Consider the following 7,355-nt stretch of genomic DNA (forward strand, 5'->3'; position numbering starts at 1 on the left):
CGAGCGCGCGGGCCAGACCGCGCAGACCACGCTGTTCCCGATCACGCTGGGCGGCGAGCGCCTGGGCGTGCGCCTCGATCCGCCGACGCTGGGCCAGCACACGCGCGAGCTGCTGGCCGAGCTCGGCTATGGCGAGGCGCAGATGCAGGCGCTGCTCGACGACGCGGCCGTGGCCTAGGCCGGTTTTTTCTTCCCCACTACAACGAGAGACAAGACGATGCGCAACCCACTGCCTTCCTTCATCAACCGCCGCGCGCTGCTGGGCCTGGGTGCCGGCGCGGCCGCGCTGGCTGCCTGGCCCGCCTGGGCACAGGGCGACCGGCCCGTGCGCTTCATCCTGCCGATCAGCGCGGGCTCGGGCGTGGACGCCATCGTGCGCGCCGCCACGGTCGCGCTCGGCAAGGCCTTCGGCCAGCCGGTGGTGGTCGAGAACCAGCCGGGCGCGGGCGGCATCACGGGCACCTCGACCGTGGTCAAGGCCGTGCCCGACGGCTTCACCTTGGGCATGGTGTCGAACAACCACGTCATCAATCCGGCGGTGTTCAGGAAGATGCCCTTCGACCCGATCGTCGACGTGACGCCGATCAGCGTGGTGGGCGCCACGCCGCTGGTGCTGGCGGTGAACCCGAAGCTGCCGGCGAAGAACGTGAAGGAGCTGGTGGCGCTGCTGCGCGCCAAGCCCGAGGGCTACAACTACGCTTCCTCGGGCAACGGCACCATCATCCACCTGGCCGGCGAGATGTTCATGGACGAAGCCGGCGTGAAGGCGCGGCACATTCCGTACAAGGGCACGGGCCCGATGGTCACCGACATGATCGCGGGCCAGGTCGAGATGGGCGTGGTCGCGCTGCCGGCCGTGCAGCCGCACCTGAAGAGCGGCGCGCTGCGCGCCATCGGCCTGTGCGGCCCGGCGCGCTCGCCGGCCGCGCCCGAGATGCCGACCATCGCCGAGCAGGGGCTGCCGAACTACGTGGTCGAGGGCTGGTTCGCGGTGATCGGGCCCGCGAAGATGCAGGCGGCCGAGGTGCAGCGCGTGCACGACGCCGTGGCCGCGGCCTTCGCGAGCGCCGAGGTGCGCGAGGCCATGGACAAGCAGGGCAACCTCATCAAGCCCACCACGCCCGAGCAGGCCGCGGCCTATTTCCGCAGCGAGGCGGCGCGCTACGCGGCGCTGGTGAAGAAGGCCAACGTGGTGCTGGAGTGAGCGCGCGGGCGCTCAGTGCGCGCTCGTGAGCTTCAGGCCCAGGATGCCCGCGACGATCAGCCCGACGCAGACCAGCCGCGCGGCATTCGAGGGCTCCTGGAACAGCACGATGCCCAGCACCACGGTGCCGACCGCGCCGATGCCGGTCCACACCGCGTAGGCCGTGCCCACCGGCAAGGTGCGCATCGCCCAGCCGAGCAGCACCACGCTGAGCGCCATCGACGCGATGGTGCCGACCGAGGGCCAGAAGCGGCTGAAGCCCTCGGTGTACTTGAGGCCGATGGCCCAGCCCACCTCGAGCAGGCCGGCGAAGAACAACACGATCCAGGCCATGCGCATGCCTCCTTGAAGAAAAAGGGAGTCAGCTCCCGGGCCGCACCGCGCTGTAGAGAGCGCGCACGAAATCCGACTGGGTGATCATGCCGGCCAGGCGCTTCTCGGCGTCGATGATCGGGATGTGGTGGTGGCCGCCCTCGGAGAACAGCGGCACCAGCTCGACCACGGGGCGGTCGGCGCTGGCCACGCGCACCTGGCGCGTCATGATCTGGCCCACCACCTCGGGCTTGTTCGACACCACGGTGCGGGTGGCGCGGATGAAGTCGCGCAGCCGGCCCGCGATGCCTTCGTGATGCGCCAGGTCGAGCTGGCGGAAGAAGTCGGCCTGCGTGACGATGCCCACCACGCGGCGCGTGCGGTCGACCACCGGCAGCGCCTTGATGCGGCGCTCGTGCATCAGCGCCCAGGCCTCCTGCAGCGGCGTGCCGAACTCCACCGTGATCGGCGTGCGCGACATGATGTCGTCGCAGTGCAGCGTGCCGAGCCGCCGCTTGTAGCTCTCGAGCTCGGTCTGCTGGATCAGCGACTCGAGGTCGTCGCGGCTGATGTCGAGCACCTGGTTGTAGCGCGCCAGCACGGCATCGATGTCGGCCTGGCTGAACCGCGCGTCGGCGCGCGGCGGCTGCGCCACCTGCACGTGCGGATAGCGCCGGCCGGTGAAGCTGTTGTAGGCCGCGCCCGCCAGCACCAGCAGCAGCGAGTTGACGAAAAAGGGGAAGAAGGCCGACGACAGGTGCGTGGTGTGCGTGAGCACCGCGAGCAGCGCCGCGGCGCCGCCCGGTGGATGCAGGCAGCGCGCGACGAACATCAGGCCGATGGCGCCGCCGACCGCGACCGCGGCGGCCACGGCCGGGTCGGGAATCCAGTTGACGCTGGCGATGCCCACGATGGCCGACAGCGTGTTGCCGCCCACCACCGACCAGGGCTGCGCGAGCGGGCTGGCCGGCACCGCGAACACCAGCACCGCGCTGGCGCCCAGCGGCGCGATCAGCCACACGGCATTGCCGCCGAGGGTCTGCGCGATCCAGCGGCAGATCAGCGCGGTGATCAGCAGCCCGAGCGCCGCGCCGCCCATGGCGCGCAGGCGCTCGCGCGCATCGACGGTGGTGCGGCCCGGCAGCCAGGCGCGCAGATAGACGAGGAGCTTGTTGGCGGAGGACATGCGGATCGAAGAGTGTCTCTGTGTTGTTCTTGTTCGTTCGCCTGCCGCCGCTTCAGCCCTCGTGGGCGACGCGCCGTCCGATGTCGGGCCAGCGGCCGTGCAGCCAGACCCAGGCCACCAGGCCGATGGCCAGCATCAGGGTCGAGGTCAGCGCGAGCGCCAGCGTGGAATGCATCACCAGCGGCGCCACCGCGCCGGCCACGATGCCGTTGGCGGTGGAGCCGATCACCGCCTGCAGCGAGGAGGCCATGCCGCGGCGTTCGGGATGCAGGTCGAGCACCAGCAGCGTGACCACCGGCACCATCAGCGCCCAGCCGAAGGCGAACACCGCGAGCGGCCACAGCGCCCAGGCCACGTGGGCCTGGAAGAAGGTGTTGGCGACCACGTTGACCACCGAGGTGACCAGCATGATCAGGAAGCCGTCGCGGATCTGGCGCTTGGGCGCCACCTTGCCGGCCATGCGTCCGCTGGCGCGCGCGCCGAGCATGATGCCGCCGATGGTCAGCAGGAAGAACCAGAAGAACTGCTGCGGCTGCAGCGCGAGGTGGTCGCCGAGGAAGGCCGGCGCCGCCAGCACGTAGAGGAACATGCCGTTGAAGGGCACGCCGCTGGCGAAGGCCAGCAGCAGGAAGCGCGGGTCGGAGCACAGGTCCCAGTAGCCGCGCAGCAGGTGGCGCACGTGGAAGGACTGGCGGTGCGAGGGATGCAGCGTCTCGGGCAGCAGCTTGTAGTTGGCGGCGAACAGCACCACGCCCACGGCCACCAGGAACCAGAACACCGCGTGCCAGCCCGCGTGCACGAACAGGAAGCCGCCGACGATCGGCGCGATGGCGGGCGCCACGCCGAAGTAGATCGTGACCTGGCTCATCACGCGCTGGGCCTCGGCGGGCGGGAACATGTCGCGGATCACCGCGCGCGAGACCACGATGCCCGCGCCGGTCGACAGGCCCTGCAGGCCGCGGAACAGCACCAGCTGCGTGATCGTCTGCGACAGCGCGCAGCCCAGCGAGGCCAGCGTGAACACCGCGAGCCCCCACAGCACCACCGGCCGGCGCCCGAAGCTGTCGGACAGCGCGCCATGGAACAGGTTCATGAACGCGAAGCCGAACAGGTAGGCCGAGAGCGTCTGCTGCATCTCGGCCGGCGTCGCGCCGATCGAGCGCGCGATGCCCGAGAAGGCGGGGATGTAGGTGTCGATGGAGAAGGGCCCGAGCATGCCGAGCACCGCGAGCAGCACGGCCAGCGCCCAGCGCGGGGCTTGCCAGAGTTTGTCTGCATCGGGATTCATGATGAGGATTGCTCCATTCTTCTTATCTTTGCATCTGTCGCAGAGGGGCCCAAAAAAGAAAGCGCCCTTGCGGGCGCCTCCTTGTCGGGGAAATACCGGGAGACCGGCTCAGAGCGTATCAATAAAGCTGCGCAGCTTGTCCGAACGCGACGGATGCTTGAGCTTGCGCAGGGCCTTCGCCTCGATCTGGCGGATGCGCTCGCGCGTCACGTCGAACTGCTTGCCGACTTCTTCCAGCGTGTGGTCGGTCGACATCTCGATGCCGAAGCGCATGCGCAGCACCTTGGCTTCGCGCGGCGTCAGCGAGTCGAGGATGTCCTTGACCACGTCGCGCAGGCCCGCCTGCATCGCGGCCTCGATCGGGGCCGTGTTGCTGCTGTCCTCGATGAAGTCGCCCAGGTGCGAATCGTCGTCGTCGCCGATGGGGGTTTCCATCGAGATCGGCTCCTTCGCGATCTTCATGATCTTGCGGATCTTGTCTTCCGGGATCTCCATCTTGGCGGCCAGGATGCCGGCGTCGGGCTCGAAGCCGAACTCCTGCAAGTGCTGGCGCGAGATGCGGTTCATCTTGTTGATGGTCTCGATCATGTGCACCGGGATGCGGATCGTGCGCGCTTGGTCGGCGATCGAGCGCGTGATCGCCTGGCGGATCCACCACGTGGCGTAGGTCGAGAACTTGTAGCCGCGGCGGTATTCGAACTTGTCCACCGCCTTCATCAGGCCGATGTTGCCTTCCTGGATCAGGTCGAGGAACTGCAGGCCGCGGTTGGTGTACTTCTTGGCGATCGAGATCACGAGGCGCAGATTGGCCTCGATCATTTCCTTCTTGGCATCGCGCGAGGACGATTCGCCCTCGTTCATGCGCTTGTTGATGTCCTTGAGCTCGGTCAGCGGCACCACCACGCGCGACTGGATGTCGGCCAGCTTCTGCTGCAGTTCCTGCACCGGCGGGATGTTGCGCGCGAGCACGGCGCTCCAGGGCTTGCCGGCGGCGGCCTGCTTCTCGACCCACTTGAGGTTCAGCAGGTTGGAGGCGATGCGGTTGCCGTTCTTGTCGAAGCCGCTGAAGTCGCGGATGAACTCGTCCTGCGGGAAGCCGCACTTGTCCACGATGATGCGGCGCAGCTCGCGTTCCTTCTTGCGCACGTCGTCGACCTGGGTGCGCACGAGGTCGCACAGGCGCTCGATGGTGCGCGCGGTGAAGCGGATGGTCATCAGCTCGTCCGACAGGGACTGCTGGGCCTTGGTGTACGAGGGCGTGCCGTAGCCTTCCTTGTCGTAGACCTTGTGCACCTTCTCGAACATCTCGGCGATGCGGTCGAAGCGCGAGAGGGCCTCGTTCTTGAGTTCCTCGAGCTTCTTGGTCAGGGCCTTGGAGCCGCCCTTGCCGTCGTCGTCGTCTTCCTCGTCGAATTCGTCGAAGTCTTCCTCGGCCACGTAGTCGTCGGCCTCGTTCGGGTTCGAGAAGCCGTCGACGATGGTCGAGATGACGACCTTGCCTTCACGGATCTCGGCGGCCAGGCGCAGGATCTCGGCGATGGTGGCGGGGGAGGCCGAGATGGCCTCCATCATCGCCATCAGGCCGCCTTCGATGCGCTTGGCGATCTCGATTTCGCCTTCGCGGGTCAGCAGTTCGACCGTGCCCATTTCGCGCATGTACATGCGAACCGGGTCGGTGGTGCGGCCGAATTCGCTGTCCACCGTGGAGAGAGCCGCCTCGGCTTCTTCCTCGGCTTCCTCCACCGTGGTCGCGGTGGGGGCGGTGTTGTTCAGCAGCAGGGTTTCGGCGTCGGGGGTCTGCTCGTAGACGGCCACGCCCATGTCGTTGAGCATGGTGACCACGACTTCCATGGTCTCGGCGTCGACCAGCTTGTCGGGCAGGTGGTCGGAGATTTCGCCGTGCGTCAGGTAGCCGCGGGTCTTGCCCAGCGTGATCAGGGTCTTCAGGCGCGAGCGGCGCTTGGCGAGGTCTTCCTCGGACAGCACGGTTTCGTCGAGGCCGAATTCCTTCATCAAGGCGCGTTCCTTCGCCTTGCTGATCTTCATGCGCAGCGGCTTGACCTTCTCTTCGGTCGTCGCCACGGCCGCCACCGGCTCGTCACCGGCCAGGTCGTCCTCGATGTCCGACAGGTCGACGTCGCTCTCGGGCGCATCCTTGTCGGCCTTGGGCTTGCGGCCACGCTTGGCGCCGGTGGCGGGCGCGGCGGCAGCGGTGCTGGCGGCCTTGGGCGGGCGGCCGACCTTCTTGGCGGCGGGGGCGGCAGCGCCTGCCGCAGCCGTCTTGGCGGCTGTCTTCTTGGTGTCGTCGGTGGTGGTCGTCGATTTCGTGGGCACGGTTTTCACTTTCGTTGCGGCTGCCGCCTTTGACGCGGCTGCACCCGTCTTAGTTGCCGGCAAAGCGGCTGCTTTCAACGGTTTTTCGGCTGCAGGCTTGGCGGCGGCGCTTTTGGCGGGTGAAGGAGCAGGCTTCTTTGAACTGGGCATACGACCTCGTTACAACAAGAATGGACAAGCGGGATCACACGAAATCACACGGGCGCGGTCCGCGAAGACAGCGCCGCCAGCCCGGCACAGCCGGACAGGAACAATTGGGCAAAAGAGGAATAAATCCTCAATAGGCAAGATGTCGGGCGATCATTTGGTGTGCAGTCCTTGCGGTTATTGGCCCTTTCCAGCGGGGTTGCCGTGGAGTGCGTTGCGCGAGGGGCCGGTCCGGAGGTGCTGCTGTCGCTCTTGCCGATTTCGCCAGTTGCGAAGCCCTACATTATAGCGTCTTGCGCAAATTTCAAGCAATTACACCGTCTTGGGACGCATGCGGGTGCGCAATTCGAGCCGCCGCGCCTCGAGCGCCTTGTAGCGTTCGAGCGCCTTCGGATCCTTGCCGACGGCCGCGATGGCCTCGCTCTGCTGGAACTTGAGGCGGTCGTCGAGCATGAAATCGAGCACGCTGCCCAGCTCGCGGGCGGCCTCGGCCAGCAGATCGTTCTCGCTCGCTTCCGGATCGACGGGGGCGCCGCCTTCCGAGGCCGTCATCAGCTTGTCGGCCAGCGCCTCGAACTCCTGGCCGCGCATGCCTTCGCGCAGCGCGGCCCACGGCTGGGCGCCGTGCTCGTGCAGTTGGCTGTCGAGCCAGGTGAACAGGGCGCCGTGCGGCCCGGGCAGCTCGCACAGCATCAGGTGCACCTCGTGCGACAGCGGCTCCCACTGCGCCATGTTGGCGAGCAGCAGGCGCACCGCGATGTCGGGCCGGCTCAGCGGCTGGCTGCGCCCGCGCATCGGTTCGCGCGGCGGCTCCTTGCGGCCGAAGCGCTTGTTGAACGGCCGCTTCTTGCTATCGTTTTCGTAGTAGCGCTCGCGCTCTTCGT

5 protein-coding genes and 2 pseudogenes are annotated in these 7,355 nt (G+C 67.7%); 2 read left to right on the top strand and 5 right to left on the bottom strand.

What is annotated here, in order from left to right:
- Window positions 1–178 (top strand): annotated as a pseudogene (locus tag AC27VN_RS27305) (CoA transferase); the annotation flags it as partial.
- A gap of 39 nt (window positions 179–217) precedes the next feature.
- Window positions 218–1,204: a tripartite tricarboxylate transporter substrate binding protein gene (locus tag AC27VN_RS27310; protein WP_490878554.1), complete on the top strand. Its 987-nt coding sequence runs from the start codon at window positions 218–220 to the stop codon at window positions 1,202–1,204.
- 12 nt (window positions 1,205–1,216) lie between these two features.
- On the opposite strand, the gene sugE is transcribed toward AC27VN_RS27310, so the two are convergent.
- The 5 genes and pseudogenes from sugE to AC27VN_RS27335 all read right to left on the bottom strand — a co-directional run.
- A complete protein-coding gene (sugE, locus tag AC27VN_RS27315; protein ID WP_093343472.1) occupies window positions 1,217–1,537 on the bottom strand; it encodes a quaternary ammonium compound efflux SMR transporter SugE in 321 nt (106 codons plus the stop codon).
- 28 nt (window positions 1,538–1,565) lie between these two features.
- A complete protein-coding gene (locus AC27VN_RS27320; protein ID WP_490878555.1) occupies window positions 1,566–2,702 on the bottom strand; it encodes an HPP family protein in 1,137 nt (378 codons plus the stop codon).
- 52 nt (window positions 2,703–2,754) lie between these two features.
- A complete protein-coding gene (locus AC27VN_RS27325; protein ID WP_057590423.1) occupies window positions 2,755–3,990 on the bottom strand; it encodes a multidrug effflux MFS transporter in 1,236 nt (411 codons plus the stop codon).
- Between the two features lie 108 nt (window positions 3,991–4,098).
- On the bottom strand, window positions 4,099–6,474 hold the full coding sequence (gene rpoD, locus AC27VN_RS27330; protein WP_093343063.1) for an RNA polymerase sigma factor RpoD: 2,376 nt from the start codon (window positions 6,472–6,474) through the stop codon (window positions 4,099–4,101).
- Between the two features lie 309 nt (window positions 6,475–6,783).
- A pseudogene (locus AC27VN_RS27335) lies at window positions 6,784–7,355 on the bottom strand (DNA primase); the annotation flags it as partial.

The sequence above is a fragment of the Variovorax sp. 20P10.2.4 genome (assembly GCF_058244205.1).